At 56.2% G+C, this 25,196-nt stretch carries 22 protein-coding genes and 1 tRNA gene; 11 read left to right on the top strand and 12 right to left on the bottom strand.

Going from position 1 to position 25,196, the window contains the following annotated elements; translation table 11 throughout:
• Positions 1 to 444: 444 nt before the first annotated feature.
• A tRNA-Arg gene (locus tag VFA76_12925) sits at positions 445 to 521 on the top strand.
• A 149-nt stretch (positions 522 to 670) separates the two neighbouring features.
• On the opposite strand, the gene VFA76_12920 is transcribed toward VFA76_12925, so the two are convergent.
• Positions 671 to 2,188 (bottom strand): glycosyltransferase family 39 protein, encoded by a 1,518-nt coding sequence (locus VFA76_12920; protein ID HZR32742.1) that lies wholly within the window; start codon positions 2,186 to 2,188, stop codon positions 671 to 673.
• A 119-nt stretch (positions 2,189 to 2,307) separates the two neighbouring features.
• On the opposite strand from VFA76_12920, the gene VFA76_12915 reads away from it, so the two are divergent.
• The 5 genes from VFA76_12915 (at position 2,308) to VFA76_12895 (ending at position 5,716) form a co-directional block, all read left to right on the top strand.
• Positions 2,308 to 2,475 (top strand): hypothetical protein, encoded by a 168-nt coding sequence (locus VFA76_12915; GenBank protein ID HZR32741.1) that lies wholly within the window; start codon positions 2,308 to 2,310, stop codon positions 2,473 to 2,475.
• A 491-nt stretch (positions 2,476 to 2,966) separates the two neighbouring features.
• Entirely contained in the window at positions 2,967 to 3,374 is a 408-nt protein-coding gene (locus tag VFA76_12910) for a MarR family transcriptional regulator (GenBank protein HZR32740.1), read from the top strand.
• Between the two features lie 279 nt (positions 3,375 to 3,653).
• A complete protein-coding gene (locus VFA76_12905; GenBank protein HZR32739.1) occupies positions 3,654 to 4,031 on the top strand; it encodes a hypothetical protein in 378 nt (125 codons plus the stop codon).
• 213 nt (positions 4,032 to 4,244) lie between these two features.
• Complete coding sequence (locus tag VFA76_12900; protein HZR32738.1) at positions 4,245 to 4,598, top strand: PilZ domain-containing protein; 354 nt, start codon at positions 4,245 to 4,247, stop codon at positions 4,596 to 4,598.
• Positions 4,599 to 4,879: 281 nt separating this feature from the next.
• Positions 4,880 to 5,716: a response regulator gene (locus VFA76_12895; GenBank protein HZR32737.1), complete on the top strand. Its 837-nt coding sequence runs from the start codon at positions 4,880 to 4,882 to the stop codon at positions 5,714 to 5,716.
• Between the two features lie 26 nt (positions 5,717 to 5,742).
• On the opposite strand, the gene VFA76_12890 is transcribed toward VFA76_12895, so the two are convergent.
• Together VFA76_12890 and VFA76_12885 are read right to left on the bottom strand one after the other, a co-directional pair.
• Complete coding sequence (locus VFA76_12890) at positions 5,743 to 6,078, bottom strand: hypothetical protein (GenBank protein HZR32736.1); 336 nt, start codon at positions 6,076 to 6,078, stop codon at positions 5,743 to 5,745.
• Between the two features lie 178 nt (positions 6,079 to 6,256).
• Positions 6,257 to 8,368: a hypothetical protein gene (locus tag VFA76_12885; protein ID HZR32735.1), complete on the bottom strand. Its 2,112-nt coding sequence runs from the start codon at positions 8,366 to 8,368 to the stop codon at positions 6,257 to 6,259.
• Positions 8,369 to 8,709: 341 nt separating this feature from the next.
• Here VFA76_12885 and VFA76_12880 point away from each other — a divergent pair, with 341 nt between their 5' ends.
• Positions 8,710 to 10,230, top strand: coding sequence for an OmpA family protein (locus tag VFA76_12880; GenBank protein ID HZR32734.1), 1,521 nt, complete (start codon positions 8,710 to 8,712; stop codon positions 10,228 to 10,230).
• Positions 10,231 to 10,297: 67 nt separating this feature from the next.
• Here the strand turns inward: VFA76_12880 and VFA76_12875 are convergent, their stop codons facing one another.
• The 4 genes from VFA76_12875 to VFA76_12860 form a co-directional block, all read right to left on the bottom strand.
• Entirely contained in the window at positions 10,298 to 10,744 is a 447-nt protein-coding gene (locus tag VFA76_12875) for a response regulator (protein HZR32733.1), read from the bottom strand.
• Positions 10,741 to 11,214, bottom strand: coding sequence for a YtxH domain-containing protein (locus VFA76_12870; protein ID HZR32732.1), 474 nt, complete (start codon positions 11,212 to 11,214; stop codon positions 10,741 to 10,743). Before VFA76_12870 ends, VFA76_12875 begins: the two co-directional genes overlap by 4 nt.
• Positions 11,215 to 11,555: 341 nt before the next feature.
• Positions 11,556 to 13,898: a hypothetical protein gene (locus VFA76_12865; protein ID HZR32731.1), complete on the bottom strand. Its 2,343-nt coding sequence runs from the start codon at positions 13,896 to 13,898 to the stop codon at positions 11,556 to 11,558.
• A gap of 395 nt (positions 13,899 to 14,293) precedes the next feature.
• On the bottom strand, positions 14,294 to 15,772 hold the full coding sequence (locus VFA76_12860; GenBank protein HZR32730.1) for an aminopeptidase P N-terminal domain-containing protein: 1,479 nt from the start codon (positions 15,770 to 15,772) through the stop codon (positions 14,294 to 14,296).
• Between the two features lie 137 nt (positions 15,773 to 15,909).
• Here VFA76_12860 and VFA76_12855 point away from each other — a divergent pair, with 137 nt between their 5' ends.
• Together VFA76_12855 and VFA76_12850 are read left to right on the top strand one after the other, a co-directional pair.
• Positions 15,910 to 16,701, top strand: coding sequence for a PhzF family phenazine biosynthesis protein (locus VFA76_12855; GenBank protein ID HZR32729.1), 792 nt, complete (start codon positions 15,910 to 15,912; stop codon positions 16,699 to 16,701).
• 111 nt (positions 16,702 to 16,812) lie between these two features.
• A complete protein-coding gene (locus VFA76_12850) occupies positions 16,813 to 17,115 on the top strand; it encodes an antibiotic biosynthesis monooxygenase (GenBank protein ID HZR32728.1) in 303 nt (100 codons plus the stop codon).
• A gap of 142 nt (positions 17,116 to 17,257) precedes the next feature.
• Here VFA76_12850 and VFA76_12845 read toward each other — a convergent pair whose 3' ends face one another.
• The 5 genes from VFA76_12845 to VFA76_12825 form a co-directional block, all read right to left on the bottom strand.
• Positions 17,258 to 17,488 (bottom strand): hypothetical protein, encoded by a 231-nt coding sequence (locus tag VFA76_12845; GenBank protein ID HZR32727.1) that lies wholly within the window; start codon positions 17,486 to 17,488, stop codon positions 17,258 to 17,260.
• A 206-nt stretch (positions 17,489 to 17,694) separates the two neighbouring features.
• Positions 17,695 to 18,258 carry a HEAT repeat domain-containing protein gene (locus tag VFA76_12840; GenBank protein HZR32726.1) on the bottom strand — a complete coding sequence of 188 codons (564 nt, stop codon included), beginning with the start codon at positions 18,256 to 18,258 and terminating at the stop codon, positions 17,695 to 17,697.
• Entirely contained in the window at positions 18,255 to 21,260 is a 3,006-nt protein-coding gene (locus VFA76_12835) for an RHS repeat-associated core domain-containing protein (GenBank protein ID HZR32725.1), read from the bottom strand. The genes VFA76_12840 and VFA76_12835 overlap by 4 nt, the downstream gene beginning before the upstream one ends.
• Positions 21,261 to 21,823: 563 nt before the next feature.
• On the bottom strand, positions 21,824 to 22,264 hold the full coding sequence (locus VFA76_12830; protein HZR32724.1) for a type II toxin-antitoxin system antitoxin SocA domain-containing protein: 441 nt from the start codon (positions 22,262 to 22,264) through the stop codon (positions 21,824 to 21,826).
• A 64-nt stretch (positions 22,265 to 22,328) separates the two neighbouring features.
• Positions 22,329 to 23,321, bottom strand: coding sequence for an IS1 family transposase (locus VFA76_12825; GenBank protein HZR32723.1), 993 nt, complete (start codon positions 23,319 to 23,321; stop codon positions 22,329 to 22,331).
• A 111-nt stretch (positions 23,322 to 23,432) separates the two neighbouring features.
• Between VFA76_12825 and VFA76_12820 the strand changes: the two genes are divergently transcribed.
• On the top strand, positions 23,433 to 24,098 hold the full coding sequence (locus VFA76_12820) for a hypothetical protein (GenBank protein HZR32722.1): 666 nt from the start codon (positions 23,433 to 23,435) through the stop codon (positions 24,096 to 24,098).
• On the top strand, positions 24,046 to 25,191 hold the full coding sequence (locus VFA76_12815; protein HZR32721.1) for an XRE family transcriptional regulator: 1,146 nt from the start codon (positions 24,046 to 24,048) through the stop codon (positions 25,189 to 25,191). Before VFA76_12820 ends, VFA76_12815 begins: the two co-directional genes overlap by 53 nt.
• Positions 25,192 to 25,196 lie beyond the last annotated feature (5 nt).

The following is a 25,196-nucleotide window of genomic DNA, read 5'->3' as shown; positions in this document are numbered from 1 at the left end:
AGGAAGTATTTTACTCGGCATTACGAAACATCGTAGTTCGATGTCTCAAATTGTCGGAAGTGACGACAGTAACAGGCAATAAAAACCCCGCCATCATCACAAGGCTCGACAGACTTGCAATGCACAGTAACCCCGCCTCAGCTAGGACTATTTGGACTGAGCTGACTGCTGAAACCCTGATTTCTGCAATGTCGCAAGACGTTCTCTAGCCGCAGCGTCACCAGCAGCCCTCTCTCGTGCGTCATCCTCGCGCCCTTTAGGAACATCGGCGCTCGGGTCAGGTCAAACTGATCACCATCTGAGTCGTGTGCCGGTTGTTTCCGTCGGTCTGCCGCCGGCATTTCCTTATCTGCAGAGCCGTTACGGTCAATCCTCGCAGAACTCCGTCATGCTCTCGCAGAGAAGGGGTTACAATGGAGAGGTTATTACAGCTTGAAATGTGGTGGGGCTGTAGCTCAGATGGATAGAGCAAGAGTTTCCTAAACTCTAGGTCGGCGGTTCGACTCCGCCCAGCCCCTCCAGGCACAGTTCATTACCCGCGCCCATCTCACTCATCACCCGATTGCTGAGAGGTGCTGTTTCCGCCGTTCTTCTCAGCACGTGGGCTTCACCTGTGCGTTCTTCCTTCCGTTGTTTCCTGCACCCGCAAACCTGGGCCACCCGCCCTCCATCAACCAAAGTACTGAAAATCTTTCCAGAACTCTGGCCAACTCCGTACCAGGCCCCGGCAGAAAAAGATATCAGGATGATCGCCACTCTCCTCGTTCTTCACGTTGTAAGGATTGGAAACCTGACCAGCCAACCTGCAACTCTCGAAATTCTTTTCTACGAACTGTCTCGAAAGCCCAAGAACGATCAGAGTCTCCGGCGGAGGGTTCCCATAGCCGCGTTGCCAAAATGAATTGATGCCGCTGATTGCCGTTGGCAGTTCGTAAGCGGGACCATAAAGATTAATCGCCCCGGCCTCTCCATAATTGGCCGCAAGCACCCCAAGCCGCCGGCGATCCTCCCGCGGTAGTGAGTCACGAATTCTCGCCACCTCTTGTACCAACTCCGGCCATCCGATTTCCTCAACCAGATCACCATCAAATCGAGTAGCCATGGCCCACCAGCGGCTTCCGGGCGGCGCCATGGGCAGAGCGACCGCGGCCGTGATTACGATATCCGCAGCGAGCGCGATCCAAGCCACTGCTTCAACCATCGGTCTCCACCGGATCGAATTGAGCGACTGCTCGAACCAGACCGCCCCCGCCGCATACAGCATGGGATAGGCTGCCGCCAGGTAGTACGCGCGTCCCTTGGCGAGCACAAATAACACGAGCGGTACGACGTACATCCACCCCAGTGCGCGAAACCGTCGGCGCTTGGGTGAGAAATAAAAACACAGTCCCGCAATCGCAAGGGGAAAAGCAAACAGCGTGAGTTCCAGCTGGTCGGGAAGGAAGTTTGTGGTCCGCCCAATACGCACATCCCGTTCGTGGATGTGCCGCAGGAAAGCGAGTGAAATAAATCGGTGCTGCCACTGCCAGAGAACATTAGGAAGGAAAATAAGCACCGCTACCACCACACCCAGCCACAGCGTTTTGCTCCTGAGCTGACGTCGTGCATCGGTCAGAAGAACACCGGCCGCCACCCCCAGCGCAAAGAATCCCATAGTGTATTTAGTCAACATTCCGATGCCGATCGCGGACCCAATCGCGATCCACCATTTAGGCTCCTCCGACCTAAGCAATCGGACAACAAAGAACGCCGTTAGTACCCACCAGAGATAATCGAAAGACACGTACTGCATCAAAGCACCGCCCGCCAGACAAAACGGCACCGCCGCTGCCGCCGCCATTAGCTGCGCTTTGCGCCCTCCGCCAAGCTCGCGGGCTATCAGGCCGGTGAGCACTACCGCAATCGCCTCCGCCAAAGCGGCAAAGAATCGAAATCCTCGCAAGGATGTCCCAAACAGGATCAGCGCTAAACGACCAAAGAAAGGGGTGACGGGTGGGTAGGCAACGTAGCCCCAAGCCAGGTGACGCGCATCGTCCAGCGTGGCCAATTCGTCACGGTGAAAACCGTAGCGACCGCCCGTGAGTAAGTGACAGATAATGGTGGCCAGCGCAATGTAAATGAGAATCGCGATTTGCCGGTGTCTTGCGAAATAACTAGGCGAGAAGATCACTCGTTCAGAGCTGTCCATGGGCTTATAATGGTTCGGCAGCGGACTTCCCCGCACTGCACCATTTTTGGGTACTTGTCCCCGCTCTGGAATTTACCTACAATCTGCTCCGCATGACGCGACACAGACCGACACCAGAGATGCCAATCGAAGCCGCAGCCCCATCCTCGATCATTCGTCAGCTTATACACAACCGCTCCAAACGGGAAGAAGAAGAATCAGAAAAAACGCGGCTTGAAGAGCTCAAGTTGCGCTTGAACCAAATACTGCAAGCCAAGGGTTACAAAGAAGAAGAGAACGTGGCCTGAAGCCGCCCACCCTGTTTCCATCACTCCAGCGCCATCGTTAACGCTCTCATTTACTCCCCGGGGTGATGCGCGCCCCGCGTCTCTGTCGTCGCGTCCGCACCTTTGCGATTTTCTGGCGAAGAATCGCCCGTACCTGTTTGGGCCCTTTTCGACTACGCCGCCGCGGTTGGCCAGCGTACTGGGCGGCAGAGAGGGTTCCGTTGCATTTATGCATTTTTTCGCCCATGTCGAGGGTGACCCCGCTGGGACTCACTGCCACCAGGTGGCCGCAGCGCTGACAGTAGGAGCCGAGAACCTCCCCACTGCTTTTCAGGACTCTTCGACGCTCGAAATCGTGGTTCATCAAAGTAGTGGGATTCCAGCATCATTCTCCTAGTTGCTTCCCTCGTGCGGCGCGCGGCCTCGGAGCCGGTTTTTCCGCATTCCACCCGCCCGGCGAACCTTCCCACTTACTACAAAGCGCCGCCGGCATCCTGCTACCCTCATGCCGGATGCACGACCTCGAGCTTTCCGAATACCGGACGCTGGCCGAATTTCGCTATCAGCTTGCCTGCTTTTTGCGGCGCCGCGCCGAAGCCGGCCGCGCCGTGGGCATCGAACCCACGCAATACCAGTTGATGCTCGCCATTAAAGGGCTACCCTCGGGGCAGCAGCCTACCATCACAGCTATTGCGCAGCGCCTCCAGATTGCCCACCATACCGCCATCGCCATCATCGCGAAGTTAGAGTTCCGCGGCCTGTTGCACCGGCAGCGCGACGCCAACGATCGCCGGGTTGTTCTCGTGAGCCTTACGCCCCGCGGCGAAAGGACCCTCGAGAGATTGGTTATATACAGTTTTAAGGAGTTGCGATCTGAAGGCCCAGCCCTGCTGCGTTCACTGACCAGCGTCTTGCGTTAACAGCTGTCAGCTCGAAATAAAAAACCCGCTGCGCCCTGAGCAGCGGGTTTCCCTCGGATGCGAAGCTTCTGCGGGTAGAACAACACATATATCGTATATAGAGATATTCCTCTCCGCAAATTACCGTCGTACTAGTCCGCCCTTTCGCGCGGAAATACGTCCTCTCGATGTTTGGCCGCAAATCAGCCCACCACTTCCCTTCTCAGTTACCCCCGTAACACAACTATTTCGGCCTTCAGGGTTATAACCGTACAGATTGTCAGGCAGGGAGGCCGACATATGATTCGACTTTTAACTCGCATTACGCTGCTCTTATTGGCAGCCACACTCAGCGTTGCCGCGGCACTCGGCCAAGAGGCCGACCGCAAGGATCTCCGCCACGACCGCCGCGATCTTCGTCACGACCGCATGGATCGCCGTCAGGACCGTCGTGACATTAATAAAGACAGACGCGACATTGCCAAGGACCGCCGCGCGTTGCGCCAGGACCTGAAGAACGGTAACAAGGCTGCCGCTCACAAGGAAATGCGCGACATTCGCGCCGACAAGCGTGACCTCCGCCACGACCGTCGCGATATTCGTCACGACCGTCGCGACATCCGTCACGACCGCCGCGATGTCCGCAAAGATCACCGCCAACTTCGCCACAAGGTCTAACCAATATCTTTAAACGACTTTGCCGAGGGCCAGCGCCCTCGGCTTTTTTCTTTGCCCCGTGCCGTTTCCCATTTCACAACCGCTATGCGCCCGTTGCCCGCTTAGCCCCTGCACCAACGTAATTTGGACACCTTACCTGGCTTCGCCTACGGTTCTATTGGACTCATTGCTTCATTCATTCATTGATTCATTGACTCACTCGGTCTTGCCACCATGTCCAGCAAGGTCAAATCCGCCAAGAACGACCTTCAACATCCCCGCTATTCTCTTGCAGCGAACGTGGAGTTGCAGCCTCCCGACGCCAGCGCCGCAGTGTCGGCAACCCTACGCAACATAAGTTTGAGCGGCTGCTACCTGCAGGGTCCAACCGCCATCCCAGAGAACACACGACTTCGAATCCTCCTCAATACCGCCGACTTGCGTGCCGATCTTTGGGGAGTGGTACGGCGGCGTGACGCCGACGGGATAGGCATTCAATTTACCAACGGGGTCACCGTCGAGGATTGGAAACATCTGGAACACCTGGTCGCCGCGTTGCGTTCCATCGGCGCTCAAACACGCTTCTAAACGGCTTTTGTGCTCATCAGGTGATATCAGTCTATATCCGCTGAGCAACCCCTCCGCGCAGGCTACCCATCCCACACACCTCAGTGATCGCGGTGATCGCAACCACCGCGATAGGGGCCGGATCCAGAGGTTACGTCGCTCCGTCGCCGCTCCATCCGGCCCATCTTTCCTGATTGCAAGTAGCTGATCCAAAGGTATACTGCTTTTGTAAAAACACCCCACTTCTAGCGTACTTTTAGGCGATGGCGCCGAGTCACGCTGTGCCCGGAAAGGACTTCAAAGTGCCCGATAAGAGCCCTCGGACACGCACTCGCTTGTTGTTGGTGGATGACGAGCCCGGCATTCTCCAGACCCTCCCCCGTATTTTGGAACAGGAAAGCTTCGAAGTCACCGCCGTTGCCTCCGTTCCGGAAGCGCTTGACGAAATCAAATTGCGCCCTTATGGGGTTCTCATCTCAGACTTAAACATCGGCGAGCCTGGAGACGGCTTCATTGTGGTCAGCGCCATGCGCCGCATGCAGCCCTCGTGTATAAATTTCATCCTTACCGGGTATCCCGCATTTGAAACCGCATTGCAAGCCATTCGCGCCCAGGTCGACGACTATCTGGTTAAACCTGCTGATGTCGCCACCCTGATTAATAACATTAAGCAGAAACTCGCCCGGCCAGTTCCGCACCGCCCGCTTCCCCGCAAGCAGATTGCTGAAATCCTGCTGGAGAACATTGACCCGATCATCGCCGATACCCTGCGCAGCATGAAGGAGAATCCATTACTTGCCGCAATTCCCATCTCTGACCGGGGTCGCGTGGATCACATGCCCAAGCTCCTCAAGCAGCTTTCTACACAATTGCAAACTCACCGCAATCAGCTTCCCCAGAAAGTTAGCGAATCTGCTGCCGAACACGGAAGAGTGCGCCGCGAGCAGGGTTACACTGCGGCACTTCTGGTGGAGGATCTGCGCTGTGTCGAGCAGGTACTCTACAGTGTCATCCAGGACAATCTGCTCGTGCTCGATATCAGCAACTTAATGCCGGATTTGAAGCGGTTGAACTACGCGCTTGACTCACAGCTGCAAGCCTCGCTCCAGGCCTACTTGGAATCGAAGAACGCAGCCTGAGGACCTCGGCCGCGCGATCTGGCTGTTTACTTGCCGGCTTTGAGGACTTTCAGCAGCAATCCCATGCCAGGTTCTTTTGCTGCTCGGTCGGCGGACAAATCCACGCCCCAAAAATCCGGCGATCCGTTTAGCGCTTCCACGCCGGCCTGGACTTCATTCGCGCCCACCTGATGGATCCATACCACCTTAAACTTTGCTTTTTGTTGGCCCCGTTGCAGGGTGATGGTTTCGCCCAGTTTTAGGCAAGAACGCAGTCCACCCAGGCGGGCTCCGACCTGGCCCACGTCAAGCGTATGCACAAACTCGACCGGCTTGGCAGCGCCCCCGTCCGTGCTTAGGAAGGCACGTAAAGGCAAGATCATTCTGGTGCGTGGGTGTTTTCGGCGCTCTGCTCCCATTGCGTAGGAGATTACCGCGACTGCGCTCTAACAGAAACGTTACCCAGGTCACTCCCCGGGCCAGCCGGCGCCCTTAGTGCGCACCCGCACTACCTGCGTACCCCCGGGCTAGACCTGCCAGGGTATCCCGATTCCCCTCTCTTCACGGCTTGAAATCGAATGGCGCCGTCGCGTTGATCTGGTTGAAGATTGCGTTCCCACTTGAGGATGGCGCCGTTTGCGTTGCCGTCACCCCGGTTATTGAGAATAAGGTCGCCGTTCCGTTGTTTCCCACGTCCGCAATCGGCACATTAAGCGTGATTACTCCTCCTGAGCTGGACGCAGTAAAGCTTCCTTGAATGTTGTGCGCGGGCGGATAGGTCAGAAACTTCCCATGACTGGTATTGATGGACCCCGTCTCCCCGTCAAAGAAACTCGGCGCCTGCCCGGCATCCGATTCCATGGCCGCGAAGTAGGTGTGCCCTGCTCCGGCAGGATCGGGCACCTCCCAACGCACCAGCCACACGGCATTGGCGCCACCCAGCGTGGGCGAAACCAGCATTGTGCTCAGGTCCTTGACCGCGATCTTGAAACGATAGTGGGTTGCATCCGGCTTGCTAACTGAGGCCGACTTCAGCGTCATGTTTCCCGACGCTCCTATGGTCAAGCCATCGGCAGAGTAAAACGCATCTGGCGATCCCGCGCCGCTTCCGCTCGCTGCCGCTGGTCCTGTAACCTGTCCAACGCTGGCGTAGAGACTAGGGCCCGCGATCTGCCGATTAAAAGCGATCAGTGCTGAGGATTCTCCACCGTTAAAGTTCTGATTCACGGCGTCCGCCCACACCACGTTAGCCTCGCCTTTCAAGCCAACTGTGACGCTTAGAAAATCCACCAGCCCGCGATCTCCTCCGGTCGAGCAGCCGATGCCCATCGTACAAATCGCCCCAAAATGGTTGGAGACTTCTGACACCTGCGTGGTGGTGAAAGTGGCGGCTGTATTGGGCTTTCCACTCGCGACTGCGTTCAGACTTTGCGCCATCATCACCGACCAGTGCGCTTGAATGGCGCTCGATCCGCAAGGTTGGCTCGGGCATGACCCGAGAGTTGGCGTGCCGTACCACACGATATCGACTCGCCCCGGATCTCCGGCCGCAATCCACGGAAACAGATTGGTTTTCAAACTCGGGGTTGCTGCGGTCACCCGCACCGGCGCGCCCCAGGTTGCTCCATGGTCCGTTGAGACCGTCATATAGATTTGGCTCGATCCGGCGACATTGCCCGTCGCCTTATCCACTGGTGCCTGTGCCCACGTCAGATAGAGGTTCCCGCCGCGATCAATTGCAATCGGCGCAAAATCCTGCGCCACGGTCACCGTGCTGTTGCCGTTTGCGTCCAGCGGAGCACGGTATGCAACGTAGGTCTTGCAGGTCGTAGGTGACATCTCACACAGCGTCTGGCCATTGATCAGCGGCGTTGCCGTTTTGGCGTTGTATCCATTCGGAAAGCGCACCACCACTAAAGCGTTATCATTCCCATTCGCATCCGTTCCCCCAATCAACTTCCCGGACGCATCCACCAGCCCCGTATGCGCGATGTACACGCCGCCGCTCGCATCGGTCACGATTCCTGAAACGATTCCGTCGGGTTCAATCTGCTGTGCCGGCAGCGGGCTGAAGGTTACGCCATCCTGCGATCGTGTGATCTCTACGATGTTGGCGCCGACTTGCCCCAAATTCGGCTCACACGCCCCAATGCACTGCCCCACCTGGTCCACCGTCTGGTAGAGTGCGCCACCTGATTGCGGATCGCCGAAAGCCGCTATCCACTGCCGGTCCACTCCAGCATCATTGGCGGCATTACATGTCGTAAGCCAGGTGGATCCCTGGTCCGAGCTCACGCTGTTGCTGACGTTGGTCAGTCCTTGAAGGTCAGCAAAATACAGGCGGTTCTTGCTGTCAATCGCCAGCGCGGAATCCCCGCCGCCCACACACGTCACCGAAGGTTTTCCAAATGGCGAGGCATTGCCCGGGACCAGATGAAAGCTCATACCGTGATCAGTCGAGCGCCACACGAAGCTTGCCGTGGTAGAAAATCCGTAGGGCGCCGCTACATAGATCCGGTCCTGTCCGTCAATGGCAATGCTCGGTTCGCCGCTGACTCGTTGGTGATCCACAATGACCACCCGGCCGAACGCCGGAGTCCAGGCGTTGAGTTTCGGCGCCAATACCCAAGCTGTAAGCATGGCTAGCGTCAGCCCCATCGTTAACTTTCGCATCGTGTATCTCCTTTCGAATCGCACGGCATAGTGCAGCGACGTGTTGCTGCAGAATTTGGAAGGCACCTTTGTTGACAAGCACGCAGATGCATACCTTCTATCTCCACGTTGTCCGCAAGTAGCGGGAAAAATTGGGGTGGCTCAGGTGAAGCGATCCGGCAAACTAAAGGACTACCTATCCCCTGTACTACCTGTCCTTTTCATTTGCACCCGACTAGCACATCATGTTTGTGAGGTTTCCCTCTTCTGTACTCCCCCGGAACAGGAATGCCGTGAGAAAACATCTATTAGTCATCGCGATACTTTTTTGCGCTACAGCTGTTTGTTCCGCTGGGGAGAATGTGGCTGCCACCTCCGCAGCCCCGAAAGCGGTCTCGCGTGTCACCAAGGCTGTGCACTACCGCCAGCAGGGCGGCAGCGTGAAGGTCGCTTTCCATGGAACCGAATTGCTGTCACAGGCCTCCGGCGAAGCCGAGGTCAAAGGCAAGAAAACTCGCATTGAGATTGAAGCCAAACTCACTTCCCTGGAAGACGCCACCAAGTTCGGCCTTGAATATCTGACGTACGTATTATGGGCAGTTTCGCCGCAGGGGCGTCCAGTGAACCTGGGAGAAGTGATTCTCGATCACGGCAACGCCCACCTGAAGGCATTTACTGACATGCAGACCTTCGGCATGATCGTGACCGCCGAGCCCTATTTTGCCGTCTCGCAACCCGGCAACATGGTCGTTATGGAAAGCTCGGCTCCGGCTGGCATGGCTGCCGGCCAGGACATTGACGCCAACTACGAGCTCGTAGCCCGCGGCACTTACTCCTCCACCAACACTCGCATTGAAAACGCAATTTTCGGAATTGACAGCAGGACGCCACTGGCCCTCTTCGAAGCCCGCAACGCGCTGCGAATTGCTCACAACGCTTTGGCGGACAAGTATGCCGCCGCCATTATCGGCAAAGCTGACCAGCAACTGAAGCACGCCGAGGACACGTACCGTCAACATCAGAACCGCAGCGTTGTAGAAGCAGCAGCACGCGAAGCTGTGCAAACTGCCGAGGAAGCGCGCGTCATGGCGGTCAAGCAGAAGGCCGAAGAAGAAGCTCACGCCGAAGCTGCTGCTCGTGAAGCCAAAGCCCGCGCCGATGCCGCATCCGAAGCACGGCAGCGAGCCGAAGCCGATGCTGCTCGCGCTCAGGCGGAGGCCGCCAAGGCGGATGCCATACGCGCCAAACAGGAAGCGATGCAGGCCGCCCAGGAAGCAACCCGTCAGCGCCAGGCAGCCGAACAAGCCAAAGCCGAAGCGCTAGCTCAACAACAAGCCCTGGCCGTTGAGGCGGAAAAAGCCCGCCGTGCTGCGCAGGAGTCAGAACAACTTCGCCAGCAGGCAGAGAGAGACAAGCAGGAGCTGCGCGCCCGGCTGCTGCAGCAACTCAATAACATTCTCGCCACCCGCGACAGCGCGCGCGGCTTGATCGCCAACATGTCTGATGTGCTGTTCAGGAGCGGCAGCTTCGAACTTCTGCCCGGCGCCCGCGAGCGCCTGGCCAAGGTTTCCGGAATCGTGCTCGCCTATCCCAGCCTGCACCTGGAGGTCGAAGGCCATACCGATAGCATTGGCACCGACGCTTACAATCTGCAGCTTTCTGAGCGCCGTGCTGAAGCTGTACGCGATTACCTGGTTCAGCAGGGGATCTCAAACGACACCATCGTGGCCCGCGGTTTGGGAAAAAGCGCGCCGGTGGCAACCAACGACACTTCTGAAGGCCGGCAGCAAAATCGCCGAGTGGAACTGGTGCTCTCTGGCGAGGCCATCGGCAGCGGTGACAAAAATCAGTCTGCCTCTAGCTCCACTGACTCGCAGCAATAGCTGCATTTGAGGGTGCCCGCTCAGGCTCCGCTGGGGCGGGGATTTTTCTTTTCCACCAACCCAGATGCTAGCTCGCTCTTCGCCTGCGAACCGCTTCCCTGCTGGCGCGCACCGCGGGTCTCTTTCTTGGGGTCCGGAACAGGCGACGGATAGCCGCAAGCAAAGCCGTGGCCTTTTCCCCCTTCATGAATACGCCATCGGCCACGGAATGAATCCTGGCCGGCAGGTCAGCCGCATACCCTGAAAAAATGAGGATAGGAACGTCGGGTTGGGTCTTTTGTATTTGCGCGGCCACGGCATCGCCCTTCATGCCCGGCATGTCGTAGTCCACCAGCACCGCATCAACTGGATTCTTCTCAAGTGCCTTCAAGCCCTGCCGGCCGTTGACTGCCGTCAAGACTGAGAAGCCGGAGACTTCCAGAAACTCCCGCAGAAGTTCGAGCACCTCGGCGTGGTCGTCAATACACAACAGGAGCTTTTTGCGGCTGTTTCCTCTCACCCGGACGTCGCTCATCCTGCCCTTCGCCTCGACCACTCGGCCTTCGCCAACTCAAACACGGATGGCGGCAGCTCCTTATTCTCTAGTACCTGGTCCTCAGACTCATACGGCCGACCCTCAATGATTCTGGTCGCGAGCACCGGCCCAATACCCTTAATGGCCATGAGTTGCTCGCGGCTGCCGTGATTCAACAACGACAATGGACTGCCGTGCGCCTCCCACTCCTGGTTATCGTTATTCTCAGGTTGCTCGCCCCTTGGCGCTCTTCGGGAACTCTGCAATTCCGGCATGTCGCGGGAGGTGTTGCGCACTTCATTAAACGCCTCTTGGAAGCCGTCTTTCAATCGTTCCGCTTGCTCTCTCGCTCTGCGCTTCCACTCTTCAGCCTCGGACCGCAACCTCCGCCTCGTCTCATCGCCCTTTGCCGGTGCGATGGCCAGTCCCACCAGCCAGCCGATTGCCAATCCACCAACAAATGTTCTCATTAGCATCCCCCAAAAGTACTTCGAGTTCGGTTCGTGTGGTTTGTGTGCGCATCTGTTTCGGTGCGCATGCGCCTACAGAGGTTGGCTCTGCCGAACTTCGCACACACTTCAATGGTGAGTTGCCGACCAGAGCAGCAGCTCAAGGAGGTTGTCCTATATCCAGCCGGCGTGTCCCCGAAAATCACTCCATCAAACAGCCCAGCGGACAGGTTGGTGCCACAGAACAGCAAATAGAATTGCGAGCCAGTGAATTAAATACAAGTGTAAAACTATCCAACGCGGGTGCCCCAGGTCTCGCGTTTTTCGAGACCTGGGACTCCTCGTTACAGGGAAGTTCCTTTTCAGTAGACCGTAATACTCCCGGACACCAGCTTCCCGCTGTTGCTGTACCCATCGCTCAGCGTGATGCCAAACAATCCTGGCGCAGCCAGCGAGCTGTCAGCACCTACGATGGTGAACGCTACCGGCTTCCCGTTGTTGGTGCCGCTACCCGTGAGAGTCACGGTATGTGCAACGTCGTCGAACGTCGCGGCGGTGAACTGCGCGGCTTGGAAGTTAACGCTCGCGCCAGGATCGCTGAACGACGCGCTGTTCGACCCCTGACCGGAATCGTCATAGTTGAAGTCGAAATGGGCGTTGCCGCCGTTCTTGCCGTGTTCGTCGCCATCGCCGCCGGCTTCGTGACCGGTACCCGCACATTTGCCCTTGGTAGCAATGCCCGCGGCCGCCGCCTTTTGTCGCGTGAAGTACGTGACCGACGGGCCGGCATGATTGTCCGCATAGGCAATGTTCACACGGTGGCTCGGATCCATACCGATCTGGAAAAAGTCGGCCAGGCTGCGGTCGGAGCTGCCCAGCAGGCCTCCAGTCGAGATCTGACCCGTATGGTTGGAGTGGTCGGTGGCTTGGCTGAACGTGAATACCGGCGAGATAGCATGGCCATTCACGGTCTCCGCAACAAACACGTTCCAGTGAGTGCTGTCCGCTGGAACAGTATTCGAATTGCCTACTTGATCGGCGCCATACCACGCGATCGCCACGTGGCCATTAGCATCGGCCGCGATCCAGGGGAATACGTTCGACTTGCCGGCTTGCGGCGTGTTCTGCGTCACCTTAATTGCGGGAGACCAGCGCGTGCCGTGATTGGTCGAGAACGAGTAGTAGACGTCATTGTTGTCCGACCACGTCGCATACACGTACCCGAAGTTGTCCACCGCGAGCCCGGGGAATAAGTTCCCCAGACCGACTTTCGACGGACACGTCGAACCCGCGCCACAACTGAAAATCTTGTGGTCGGTGAAGGTCAGCGTGGGATTGCTGAGACTAACGCCCGTGGCCACGCCCACATACGCAGCATTCATGTAGGCGCTGCTGTTTTGTGCATTGTCCAGCGGATTATCAGGACCCACGAAGATTTGGTACAAGTTGCCGTGGCTTGAGCAGCTGCTACGATCCACTTTGATTTGCCCTGCGATGTTGCCGGTAGGAGGGCCGACACTCGGTTCGGTCGCAGCATCAACTACCGTTCCGAACCCGTCATTGTAGCTCTTGCCTCCATCACCCGAGCGTTGCACGAAGATTTGGGAGGTGGTCCCAAAATCGTGGTACTCCATGTATACGTGTGCGGGATCGTTGATGCCGTCCAGCCACATGCGATCGTCGAAGGGAACTCCGGCGGCGGCCACGTTCGGCGTACTGAAAGTATCCGCGCGATTGGTGGAGTCGCTGCCCGTAATTTGGGCAGCGCTAAGGCTGACCACGGCCAGATTCGGAACATTATGGTTCGACGGGTCGGGAGCGTTCACGGCCACATCGCCGTCGCCTCCTCCCGGCGCGAACCCGCTCGATTTGCAAAAGTCAGTTACGAACATGCCGCAGTCCGGCTGACCTTCGTATTTAAAGGGCAGCGTTCCGTCAGCGTTAGGTCCGCCATCCGCAGTTTGATACCAGCGCCACAAATCAAGTCCCCCTGGAACTCCGCGGATAGACTCGATGTAGATGTCGCCCTGGGAGTCAACCGTCATGCTGGGCTCGACCGCCTGGCCTGCGCCCGCCGGTAGACATAAGCTTTCATTGGGCGTGTAAGTTGCGGTTCCCGGACCCACGTACGCCGGCACCGCCTGGCCATTCGGGCAGTTGTGCTGACCGGTAGGATTGCTGGGCGGATTGGGTTTGGCTGGATTGATGCGGATGGGAAAGTTGGAAACTCCGGTTGAGGAACTAAAGCCCACAGTGTTCCGCAAGAAGTCGCCGTTGGCAGTAGATATCGTAAATACCGGGATGGCACCAGGGGCGGTGACTCCGCTGTCGCGTATGAGCAGAAGGGCCTGGCCTCCCGCGGCCTGGCAGTTCCCAGCTATTTGGGCGAACAGGGTGGTCCCGGTCAGGTCACGGGTATCGGCCAGACAGATTTGCCCCCTCGTTGCAGATGGAAAGTCGGTAGGCAGAGCGCCGCCATTGCTGGCAAAAACGAAGTTCGCGGTAATCGGCGAGCTAATGTCTGAGCCCGCGTTGGAAGTGGTGGACCAGGTTGCCGGAATACACTTTGGGTTCACCGCACAGCCGGCAGTATTCGCCGGTTGTGGTCCACTATTCAGTACGTCAACGCTGTTCTGAGCGGCAACAGGAGCCACGCTAAGCAGCAATACAGCTCCCCAAAACGACAACATCAGCAGCTTCTTCATCTTCTCTCCTCTCGGCCTCGCCTTCGAGACGAGCCGCAGCTAGTCGCAAATGGCACAAATGACGTCGAATAAGCCGTAAAGCAATTTCCTACGGGAAATGAAATAAGCCGACTTGGTGCGTTGTAGATAAAAGACGGCGCTGCTATGTAGCAGAACTGTTTTTGGTTCCGCTGAACTCGCATATTGGCAACGGGCAACAAAGATGCCAACCGGGGTACCCCGGTTGTACCCGGCGGAAGACTTTTTGACCGTTGGCAGATCCCCTGCAGTTCGTTGGGAAACCAGGCGGGTGCCCCAGGTCGCGCGTTTTTCGAGACCTGGGAGCCTTCAACAACAGGGCTGGATCTTCTCTTCTTGCTGAGAGATATGTTTGGAGACCATCTGGCACGCAGAATTTACGGTGCCGGAACGCCCGGTCGGTCGCGCATCAGCTTTTCGATCTCATTGATCTCGCGCGGGGCTGGGCTGATGCGTTCTATGCCGCTTTCTGTCACTGCGTACTCATCTTCGATACGGGCGAAGGTATTGTCGTACTTTGAAACCGCAGTTTTTACTTTTGCGACAAATGCCCGGTTCTTCGGCGTATGCGGTAGCGACTCCAATCGGGGCAAACTGATGTACACGCCCGGCTCAATGACAAAGACATCGCCGCTCGAGATGACCTCATGCCTCACGTCATGCACCGCCAGCCCGACTCCGTGACTAATGTCGTGGATCATCCAGAAATTCGCCTGTTGGCAGGATCTCGGCTCCTTTCTGCAATCCGTCGCTTGCCCCGGATCGTACCTGGCGTCGGCGCTCTCGATTAACCCAAGCGCCACCAGTCCACGGGCGCGAACTGCGAAAGCGGCATCTGTCAAAACCTTCCATGGCACACCTGGTTTTGCAACCTGCTCTGCTGCAGTCTGTGCATCACGTACCAGCTGATAAATCTGCCGCTGTGTCGGCGAGTAGGTTCCGCTCACCGGAATCGTTCGCGCCATGTCTGAGGCATAATGTTTGTACTCGGCGCCGCCATCAATCATGATGAGGTCGCCGGGCGCGATGTCCGCCGAATCCTTGCTGTAGTGGAGGATCATTCCGTTCGCGCCAGCGCCGACAATGGAAGCGAAACCTGGCCGCGCGGCGCCTAACCGTTTAAACGTGTATTCCCATAAGGCCGCTACCTCATATTCATGCTGTGGTATCGGTCCTCGCATCACCACACCGTATGCCTCCGAAGTAATCGCCGCCGCGCGGCGCAGCAACGCCATCTCCGCCGGGCTACGCTTCGCCCGAAGCTGCTCGACAATTTGCCGCCCGTCCTTGATCACTACCCGCCGGTGGCGTGCCACAAAATCACGCATGAAAACGCTGCCCCGCGTTAGGGTATCAATGCCCGCGTAATCAGCGTCCTCGAAATCGGGAACCACATAGAAAGAAATTTTGGAACTGCTTAATGACGTGAGGGTAGCTTCCAATTCGCTCAAGGGACGGACGGCCATGCCCAGCAAATGCTCCAGCACGGTAGGCTTCTGCAGCCCCCAACCATAGAAATCCTGCTCAATCCAACTGGGGGACGCGACAAACAGTGTGCTCGTCCCCTTTCCCTGCCGAACCACCATGACGAAAACGGCGTCTGGCTCCTCGAAATTCGTCAGGTAGTAAAACGAAGGGAGCTGGAAGAACCCACTGAAGTCGTTCACGGGCCGGCGGCCCCCGAATGCGACGACTACCCCATCACGAATGCGGGTTGCCAGCGCATCACGGCGCGCGGCGAACTCGCCCGATGTAATCTCCTCCCTGTCAGGAGAAGTCGCGGCTGCCGGAAAACACTGACCCTGTGCTGTCAATATCGCTAGCACTGCCCCGAGAATAGTCGTAATGCTTCGCATCCTTTGTTCTCCTTGGCCATCTAGATCATTGTTCGACCGCAATACTACAAGGAGTTCAAAACTTCAAGCTGCGCGTGCCCCCATGCTTTCGCGTTCTTTGTAAAAGGGTGCCCGCCGGCCTGTGATACTTGCTCACCATGTCAATTTCGTATTACCACATTGATTCCTTCGCGAGCGAACTGTTTGCAGGCAATCCCGCCGGTGTATGCTTCCTTCCCGCATTTCTCACGAACGACGTAATGCAGAAAATCGCTGCCGAGAACCGTCACAGCGAAACCGCTTTTGTGGTGGCCCGCGCTGATGGCGATTTCGACCTGCGTTGGTTCACACCGATCGTGGAAGATGACCTATGCGGCCATGCCACTCTGGCTTCTGCGTACGCACTTTCGTTGCGAGGACATGACTCCTGGCCGGTGCGCTTCCATACCGTCAGTGGCTTATTGACGGTGAATCGCGATCACGAACGCTTTGAAATGGATTTTCCCGCTCGGCCGGCAGCGCCCTGCGAAATCCCAAGCGGCCTTCTCTCCGCCCTGGGTCTGGAGAAGGCAGAGGTCATGCGCGAACCTCGCGACTTTCTTATTGTCACCAACCACGCCAGAGTAGTCGAAAACCTCAAGCCCGATATAGCTGCCCTGGCCAAAATCGAGATGGCTTTTGGCGGCGTAATTGTTACCGCTCCCGGCGAGGATAATTTCGATTACGTCTGCAGGTTTTTCGCTCCCCGCGAGGGGATTAACGAAGATCCCGCCACCGGATCGATCCAGTGCACCCTCGTCCCTTACTGGGCCGGACGCACGGGCAAGCAAACATTCCGCGTGCAGCAACTCAGTCCTCGTGGCGCTCGAATGTGGTGCACGCTAGCGGGCGACCGCGTAAAGATCGCCGGCGAAACCAAGCTTTATCTACAAGGCGCCATTAACATCTGACTTTGATCTTCCTTACTTGAACGGGGTACCCCAGGTCTCGCGCTTTTCGAGACTTGGGACCACGGTACCAAACACCTGGGGTACGCATCAGATTGAGAGGAGGAAAACACAATGGGAAAACTAGCCATCTGGGCGCAGCTTGAAGCCAAGCCGGGGAAAGAAAAAGAAGTAGAAGAATTTTTGAAATCCGCGCAGCCTCTGGCGCAGCGTGAGGCGGGCACGATTAGCTGGTACGCGATCAAGATGGGGCCCGGAAAATACGGTATCTTCGACACTTTTGCCGACGAAGCTGGCCGCAATGCTCACCTCAACGGAGAGATCGCAAAAGCTCTCTTCGCTAAGGCGAAAGATCTGTTTTCCAAACCTCCGGAGATTGCTAAGCCGGAAATTCTCGCTTCAAAATCCGCTCGGTAAAGAATCTATTTCGCTTTGGCCGGGCGGCCCACTCCTTCCCGCCGCGCGAGTACATCCCGAACGCTGACGGGTGCCCCATCCATTTCGCGTTCTTTGCGAAATGGGTGGGCCGACAGTGCAAGGTTGGGTTAACGAAGAGACTCTACTGCTTCGGAGGTTTCCTCAGCAGCGGGCCGTCGCCGTCCTTCTTATTGGCTTCGGAACCACGACGCCGTAACTGCGGCACGCCGCCTTCTTCCGGACGCCGCATGTTCTCCACCCGGTGCGGCGGGGACTGGTAAATGAGCCCGAGCAGTGGGCCTAAAGTAGCTTCCGCAATTATGCTTACGGCGAGGTGGGGCAGGACGCGGAGCGGCGGCTCACCCCCAGACATCAAGGCCGCGCCACACCCCGGCGCGGTCAGAGAACCAAGCCGGCAGCTAAAGAAAAAACTCTCAGGGACAGCCCGGAGAACCAGAAAGTACCCTGACGACCCTCACCCGCTCCGGGAGCGTTCGCCCTGGCCGTCCAGGAACGCGAACGGCAGGTACTCTGCTCGGCCACCGGAACAGGAAACCACTGCTTCCGAGGTTTGCCCGTTCACGACGCAGCCCCCTGCTTGGACCACCATTCCTTCCACGGCTTTGTAGCTCGATGACCGTCGGCTGACTTTTCACCGAACGACTGCCTCGTGATCTGTTCTAGAAGGCGCACCGCCTCGTCCGACACATATACGTCGTACTGTCGTGCGGGATCGGTTTCAACGGTCTGCATGCAAACGGCTTGATCGTCCAGCTTCTTGATGAGCATCGGGATGGCGTCGCGGGATTTCAGTTCCACAAACGCCTGCAATGCCGAGCAGCGAAGCCTAGCATTACCATGCTCTGCTATTTCAGCAAGAGCACGTTCGGACTCTTCGGTTTTGAACGCAGCCATGAGATTGATTGCACGTGTTCGCCGCACATGCGACTCCCCAGTCGACTGGGCGATACTCAAGAGCACGGGTACGGGATGATCGCTGATCTTCAGGATCAGATCACGAGTCTCAGAGCGGCTGGAACCAGAATCCAGTATCGATTCAACTTGAGATTGCACAGACGTCTGGCATACCCCAAGGTTGAGTGTGGAACCCAGCAAGCACAGGATCGCGATTCGATGATTCATTGAGAGCACACTTTCTTCCCTTTGTCATCTGTGGTGCACAGCGGTTTAACAATCTGCTCAACAGCTTGTACGTCCTGCTGGCTGGGCTGATTCGGGAGCTTACCGAGCGCCTTCTCGGCAGCTTCGGAGCTGCTTTCATCTTTGGGATTCACGCTGTCGATGAACTGATTGGGATTGCTCTCGGCGGCGTTCAGCACGTCAGCTGTGTGGCCGCCAAGCTCGTGAGCAAACACTGTTGCCGGGTCTTTCCCGATCTCAGCAGCCTGAGATTTGTCGATAGTGACTTGTATCGGGGGCGCTGTCGGCGAGTCCGGACTCTGAGCGACAAGCATCTTGTGTCCGTCTGCTTGTGCGACTCCGTAGGTAGTGGTTCCACCTTCAACTTTGGTTTGCCCCCCAAAGACCACTGTCCCAGGAGGCGCATTGGTTAGATCGGTGCGCCCAAGGTGTCCCGTTCCCACGGTTATTGTGAACTTGCTTGCGTCAGCTCGTTGGAGCATCGCCTTGCCAGCAGGAGTCGCGTACATTCGGGCAAGGTTGTTCACGATGTAGGCGCGGTCTTTCGCGCTGAGGTTCGCTGCCAAAACAACATCCATGCCATCGGGATCGACGTACTTTAGCGGATTGTTGAGCGTGTACGCATAACGATTCCAACTCTGCGGGTTAAGCATGTGAGCGCTCTTAGCCTTAGGGTCGGTCTGCATGAACCTGCCGAGGCTGCTGGCGTAGTAGCGGGCACCAAACATGTCCAGGCCGGATTCCGTGTCTCTCTCTTTACCGGTAAACTTGTACCGTTGTCCCGTGGCGCTAGTGATTACCCGCTCGCCGCCGAAGGGGTAGTAGTCGGATTCATCTTGAATGGTGCCCGTCCCGTTTGTAATCACGCTGGACGAGCCTAGGTGATCCGAAAAGTAGTAAGCAAGTCCGGTGTTACCTAAGCTGGCCAGCCTTCCGTTGAAAAACATGTACCAGTTAGCTGTATTGTTTGCCAGGTCAGTCTCCAGCGGCGCATTACCCTGGGGGTCATACCAGTACAGTTTGCCGGTGGCGCCATTGGTCTTTTTGACGCGTTCACCGTCGCCGTCATAAGTGTAGGTGTATCCGCCAGCGGTAAGCAGGCGGTTCTCGGCATCGTAAGTAAAAGCGTGCCCCCCACCATCATTGATCATGTTACCGGCCGCGTCGTATGTCGCCCCAACGATCTGGTTCTTGGCGCTGACCGCCACGTTCAGGGTTTCCGAAGTGCCCTTGGTGACATTCTTTTGGAGCAGGTTACCCCAGGCGTCATATACGTATGAATTACCCCAGAGCGGGCCCTGGCTGGAGGCAGAGGCCACACGATTCAGCTGATCAAATGTGAATGTTTGGGTGCGATTATTGTCCCGATTGTTCACAATTTGATAAACGTTGCCATTGTTCGCCGTCCCGAGATGAAAATCGTAGCTAAGACTGAAAACTGTCTGGCTGGGCGAGGCGCCGGAGAGAATCACCGGTTGCAGTCGCTTGTTGTAGCTGTTGGTTATGCTGAGGCCAGCAAAACCGCCACCACACCAACTCAAGCCGTTTGGACAGAAATCGTAGAGCGCGCTGGTGATCTGTCCGTCTGAAGAGTAGTGAGCTGAACTCACGTAATTATTGCTTCGATCCCTCAGGGACACCGGCCTGGCGGCGGCATTGTAGCCGTAGTACAGGAACTGCCCCGCATCAAAGCCGGCGAGGTTGTTAAGTGACCCGTCCTGATTGTATTGATAGGTAGCTGATCTCGTGAATCCGTTTACCGTGCGCTGTAGGGTTACCGCCCGCCCCATGGGATCGTAACTCCAGGAACTCGTGCCCGATCCATCACACATGACCGTGCGCAACCCGACCGGGTTTGTAGGCGTCAAGCCTGCGGTGCAACCGGCCGGCGAAATGCCGTCGTAGCCGTACTTCACAAGCGGAGTTGTGTCGGAATAGCTTTTCTGGGTGAGGCGGTGATCGGCGTCATAGCCATATGTCGCGGTCACTGTGGCTGAGCTGGTCTGGTTTGGTTTGGGGGCTACTTTGGTAAGGACATTTCCGTCGGCGTCGTAGGTGTACGTGGTCGTCCCTGATTCGGGGTTGGTGGCGCTGGTCAGGCGCGAGAGCGAGTCATAAGCAAAAGAGCGTGTGCGCCAGCTCGAAGAGGCTGCGTTGCCCTTTTGGGTGACACTGGTCAGGTTGTCTAGGGTGTCATACACGTAATCGGTTTCATTTACGAATGCGCCGCTAGAGTTCGGCTCCCAAGCTGTGATCAGGCGACCCAACGAGTCTGACACCGTTTGCCTCTTGTTCCCGACTTGGTCTGTGGCCGTCGCCACGTTTCCCGCATATACCGTAGAAATGTTATTCGCGGTATCTGAGCCATCCGTCGGCACTGCTCGAAAAAGACGGTCGAGAGCGTCGTAACGTGTTGTAGTGATGCCATATGTTGGATCGGTGATTCCGCAATAAGGGTTTGACACCGTAGTGAAGCGGTTGTGTGCGGCTGGATCGTAACCATACGTGTAGTCAACATTGACGGGGCCAGCACAGTCAGGATCTTGCAATTGGACCTGTTTCACACGCCCGAGGTCGTCTAATACTTTGGTATGCACTAGGTTGAGGCCTGAAGTGTTGTCGATCAAACTAGTCTGCGTGATACTCGCGGGGATGGCGTCGCCGTACGTGTCACTTATCTGCCCACCGTCCGGGTAATTAGCTGTCAGGCGCCGATTCATTAGGTCATAGGCAAATGTTGTGCCCGCCCGGCCAGCCTGGAGATCATTCTCGTTCTGATTGCTTGCTGGTAGCCCCGTGCAAGGATAGTAGCTGCGTTGTGTCCTGTGGCTGAGCGGGTCAGTGGTCAATGTTAAATACGCGCGAGTGTTGGCTGCTCCCACACAGGCGGCATTTGCCCATCGATCCGAGTAGCCAAACGTTGTCGTATGCTGTCCCGGATCCTTGGTTGACAAGAGATTGCCCAGATCATCATAGGTGTTCACCGTGTCCAGCCAAGTATTAGTCGTGCTAAGCCAACGGCTTGTTTTGGTCAGATTTCGGTAGTGTCCTAAATCTGCGTTGAAAGCAAATCTTATTGAGTTGGACAGGCACCGCGTCCAGACCCGTGGTGGGGATCATGCCAGACTAGTTGTAACACTCTTCCATCCCTAATTCCATAAAGGCGCAAGGTGTTTGTGATGCGCAGTGAGAAAAGCGAATCAAACTCGTCCAAATGTAATTCGGATAACCTTCGCCGTGCAGCCGCCGTAAACTCTGCTATTTCGATGGAATGATGATTTGTACCGCGCCTTCTGCCACCCGCTTGTTCCTTTAGCCTGGCCCACGTTAGCCCTTCGAACGATATCAGGTGGCTTAAAATATCCCGCCAGTCCGCTGGCCTAAGTTTCTGCCAGCCCCACTGTGCGTGCGGATTATCTAACCGATGAAAGTGCCATGCAATGGTTTCTCGATCAAGGCTTCCCGGATCACCACCAGTTCTGACCTGCCGAGGCGCTATTTCCTGAGCAGTTTTGGGTTGTCTGTGTTCTGGAGCAATCGCCATGGCTTAAAGATTGGCGTAGTAGTTCAGCATGGCTTCTTTGGGAATGATGTTGTGGCCGCGCTCGCCCGCTTGCAGGCCAACACGCGCATTCTTCCACGGCTCTTCGATGTGCGTTAAATTGCTAAGCCACTGAGGGTCTTTGGGGCCATAGAACTTAAGAACCCTTTCAATAACATCTCGCTGGTCTGGATTTAACCTTTCTGTCTCGCCATCAAAAAATCTGCGAGGCAGCCGATAACGGCCGCGATGCTTGTTATACAAAGAGCGCACGACTGGCCCATCTGACCAAGCTTCAATTTCCTCTGCAAACAAAGGCGCGTCCGTCCAGGCCAGCGACCAAGCCTGGGAGTAATACACGAGTTTTTGTAACTTCATTGCAGACGTTGGGCCTAAGCGAAGGAGGATATAGTCCGCAACGTCCACGGCTCGCGCGCGGAGTGACATGGTTTGCCTCGGTTGTTTTATTTTAGGGTCTTTTACCTAGTGGTTCAACTCAATTGTGAAACAGCTAATTATCAACGGGTTGCAGCAGTTCTTTGATTGTCCATACGTGGTCTGTCAATCCCGCTTCCATTGCAGGCGTGATCCGCAGGCTTTTGTGTATCCGGCAAAAATTGTAATACGCAAAGTGCAAAGCGCAAGCGGCTTTGTGATTGTCTAGCTTTTTGGAGAAGGCATTTGTCAGTCGAGTAAACCTGCGAATTGCCATTCGGATCGTGAGATTCTGGCGCTCGACAAAGCTGGTGCTTATGTGGCGTAGGTCAGGGCGACCATCCCGTATCTTGATTATCGTTTCTATCATCGGAGAGGGAGAGTAGCGGCCAGCCGCATCATGTTGTCCGTAATCGCCGTACAACTTTATCATCTGAGCGAAATCGGCCCGTCCAGCGAATACATCTTCAACTCCATTACGGTAGAACACAAAGCCGTCCGTCGTGATTTGGAAGCGATGCTCTTCCGCCATGCGATCCCGAAGATCAGTGAGGAATCTATAGGTCGTTTCACGGTCACGGCGTCCGACGGCATATGCAGGAATCAGCTTTGTTTCCGCATCCAGCGAGACGAATACCCAAGCGTCGCCAAATTCATCGGGGTCTTCGACTTTCACGTTTCGCTGTTTCTTCCCAATGAAGCTCCAGATTTCATCGGCCTGTACATGCTTGCACCGCAGATTCCGCATCCGCGTGTCCATGAGCGCTATGCAGCGCTCGCCAGCAAGGACCAGCAGTCGGGTGATCGTATCCCGGTGCAGCCCGGTAATGCGTTCGACTGCGCGGATGCTAGTTCCTTCGATCAAAAGTTGAATTGCCAGCAGAGCTTTTTCTTCAGGGAGAATCATGGGAGCAAACAGAGCGTGGTGCTCTTGCGTGAATGTTTTATGGCATTGTGAACAGCGGAAGCGCTGTAAACCATTGCGATGCTTACCGAAACGCTGGCACTCGATGTTGCACGTCTCGCAGTTCATGCGTACAATATACAGCAAGCGCTTGCTGAAAGTCAATCACGATTTCTCTTGATTTCAACAATAGTTAGGTCTATATACTTCCTATAAACCAACCTCATTTGAGGTAGCTTTTTAGGAAGTCAAACGATTCTAAGGAGGGTCCAAACTTTGGCCCTGGCAAATCCGAAAATCTACTGGGAGCCACACGACGTTCACAATCAGCTCGCGCATCTCGGCCTTGAGGAAGACTGGCTCTTAAACGCCGCGCGGGTCGGGCAGCTTCAGAGAGCTAACTGTACGCCGCATCACCCCCCGTCTTTCCCTGCACTTTCTGCGTGGGCGGAAACAATAAAGACGGCCAGAGACATCCTGGTTCCCGAGGGATGGCTCATTGATAACCCTCGTGGGCTTCCGATCGTCTACCACCACAATAGGAAGATCGCCATCACAGTCGCGACTGGCGATGATGCGACGGGAAACCGCGAGTTTGACCCGTGCACCAAATGCCCCAAAGGGCCGCAAATGAAGAGCAACATTTCCAATAACCAGCTTAAGCTGTTCCCGAATGAGGAACTGGCCATCGCTGCATACGAGCAGACAGCCAAAACGGGGATTGTTACTTGGCTGCTGTTAATTCATTCCGATGAAGTAAAGCGCGAACTCAGGTGTGAGTTGTCCCTTCCGATCGGCATGAACCAAGAGGGACGAGTTGATGGATGGGCCAAGCGGATCATCTTGGGATCAACGCCGTTCGATGCTGATACTTTGAAGGTTCCGAACGATGACATTCCGCAATCTCCAAACATCACTGTCAATGTCAAGCGACGCGCCTGAGGAGTTTAACCCTCGCCGCTTGACTTTGATTCGCGAGCGGAAAGGGTTATCCAAAAGCGAATTAGCGGAAGCAATTGACGTTGATCTCAGGACGATTGTGGCGTACGAATCAGGCGAGTTCTGTCCCTCGCCTGAAACACGCCGTCGTCTTGAAATGGTCTTGGGCTTCCCCGCGTCATTTTTTCAAGGTAGCGACCTGGAAAGGCCGCGTCCCGATGTAGCCAGTTTCCGTTCGTTGTCCAGACTGAAGCCGATGCGCCGGGATATGGCACTCGCTCAGGGCGCGATTGCCCTATATTTGAATGATTGGCTCGAATCTAAGTTTGAACTGCCCACGGCTGACTTGCCTGATCTGGGCCGTGAGAGATCGCCGGAAACGGCAGCAGCAGCCATTCGGCAAATCTGGGGGATCGGCGAAATGCCGATCCGCAACATTGTTCATCTCTTGGAGGCCCAGGGGATTCGCGTTTTCTCGCTTGCGATTGATACGCGTGAAGTCGATGCTTTTTCTATGTGGCGAGAGAATACTCCCTTTGTTTTCTTGAACAATAACAAATCGTCGGAGCGCAGCCGCTACGACGCAGCGCACGAGCTAGGCCATTTGCTTCTGCATCGACACAGCTCTCCCCAAGGCCGGGAGGCAGAGCGGGAAGCGGACATTTTCGCTGGTGCATTTCTCATGCCCAAGGCCAGCGTTATTGCCCGTTCACCCCGATTCGCCGTAATTGATGATCTGATTCGACTGAAGAGAATCTGGAATGTATCTGTCGCTGCGCTGAACTATCGATTACACGAAGTCGGCATGATGTCAGAGTGGCAATACCGGACCCTTAGCATTCAAATCGCGAAGCGTGGGTATAGGACATTTGAGCCTGATTCAGCTCCGCGTGAAACTTCACAGTTACTACCAACAATGCTCAGCGAACTTTATCGCGAGGGAATCACACGAGGTGCTCTAGCGCGTGCTCTTCATCTCCCGCCCTCAGAGTTAGAAGAGTATATGTTTGGTTTAACGATGACCAGCATCGAAGGGAAGGGACAGGACACATCGAATCGCGGCAAGCGTCCAAATTTGTCTCTGGTTAAAAAGTAAAGGGG

Source organism: Terriglobales bacterium (genome assembly GCA_035651655.1).
In the GTDB taxonomy this organism is placed as follows: domain Bacteria; phylum Acidobacteriota; class Terriglobia; order Terriglobales; family Acidobacteriaceae; genus DASRFG01.
The sequence above is the reverse complement of the archived record's forward strand: the minus strand, read 5'-3'. Positions and strand labels throughout refer to the sequence as shown.